This is a genomic window from Nitrosomonas sp. Nm51 (assembly GCF_900111165.1).
Taxonomy (GTDB): Bacteria; Pseudomonadota; Gammaproteobacteria; order Burkholderiales; family Nitrosomonadaceae; genus Nitrosomonas.
Map to the genome: position 1 here is coordinate 1 of NZ_FOGH01000121.1, position 1416 is coordinate 1416.

1 protein-coding gene is annotated in these 1416 nt (G+C 38.8%); it reads right to left on the bottom strand.

All coding sequences use genetic code 11. From position 1 onward, the window contains the following. Positions 1-206 precede the first annotated feature (206 nt). Positions 207-830, bottom strand: coding sequence for a DUF3465 domain-containing protein (locus tag BMY60_RS15080; RefSeq protein ID WP_090334721.1), 624 nt, complete (start codon positions 828-830; stop codon positions 207-209). Between the last annotated feature and the right edge of the window lie 586 nt (positions 831-1416).

Sequence of the window (1416 nt, forward strand, 5' to 3'; positions counted from 1 at the left end):
AAGTGCTCATTTTATCATTTTCTGGTCGATCTGAACAGTACAATTATTGATATTTATAATTAATATCAATCACTTGAATGTATTTAAGCATCGACGACTTACTGCTGATAGCGCTAATCGCCGGGCTTTTGGGTTTTTGATCGGAGGCCAGTGGGGCGAAAGAATCAGCTAAAGCCAATCTTTTATATGCGACTATCAACACAAGATCATTGATAAATCACATTATTATGAAACAGCCATCCATTTACATGAATTTCTTTTGGGTCATGATGTGTCCAGTGAATGACGCCATCCTTATCATTCCATTCGTATTCACCAAAGAATTCAATCTGGTCATTAATTGCTAGGGCATCTATTCTTGGCGCTAAATCTATATTGTGCGCAATGAGCAGCGTTTGTTTTGATTTCAGTTCAATGATGAATCGCTGATGACGGCTTCCATTTAGGTCATCTGACAGGATGGAAATCACAATGCCTGCTCCATAAACCTGCACATTACTTTGCACGTTCGCAAATAGCTGGGCTAATAATTCATCGCTATCGGCTTCCAGTTCAATGAAATCGGCAATAACTCCTGCTTTTAGCAAGCCACCAAAAACTTTTCCATAAACATAAACTTCTTCATCTTTAGTACCGATATAGGTATCAGTGTTGGGGTAGTAACGAACTAAATATTCATTCAGAGTAGTAGTTTCAACTCCCGCAGGATTAAAATAATTCGGATACGTAGCTTCGGCAAAATCAAATAACTTATTGCTATTAATTAAAAAATTTTCTGCGCCAGATATTCCAGGAATCAACGCAAGGAGTAGCAAGGTCGTAAATTTCATAATTGGCGATTTTACTTAAGAAATAAGTAATCTTACGACAGGATTCGATGATTCTGTACGGCGGTTTTCTCCCGACTATTAATCGAAGCCAAAAGTAGAAACTAATGCGCTAATTGAGCAAGTTTTTGTTTTGGCGTTATTCCTCCGATAGCAGTTTTGGGTCGTTCATGATTATAGGAGCGCAGCCATTTAGTTGCATAGTCCTGAAGAGTCCCTTCCCGCAGCATGCGGTCACCACCGGTCAAAAAGCTTACATACCCTTAATACTAGTGTCATCAGCATTTACCTTCAATCAATAACACAAGCATCGCAATCACCCACAAACAGCGAGGTTTGCATATTCCGGTGAAGTTGAACAGTCATACCGGTACATTGAATGCCGATTCCGGGAAATCTGTTTCGCGACAATTAAAGATTGAAAAATCGACAAACTTAAAAATTCAATTTTGGGCCGGAATATGCAAGATTTCAATGACATAGACTATAATGGCTTTTCTGTGTAACCACTACATTGCCTATCAACTCATTTTCCAGGAGAGTGTATGTATCAGTATGGACTCAGATTCATTACTTTTTCACTGACGAA

Excerpts from the sequence above, each read along its gene's own strand:
- BMY60_RS15080 (WP_090334721.1), bottom strand. The coding sequence starts at position 830 with ATGAAATTTACGACCTTGCTACTCCTTGCGTTGATTCCTGGAATATCT.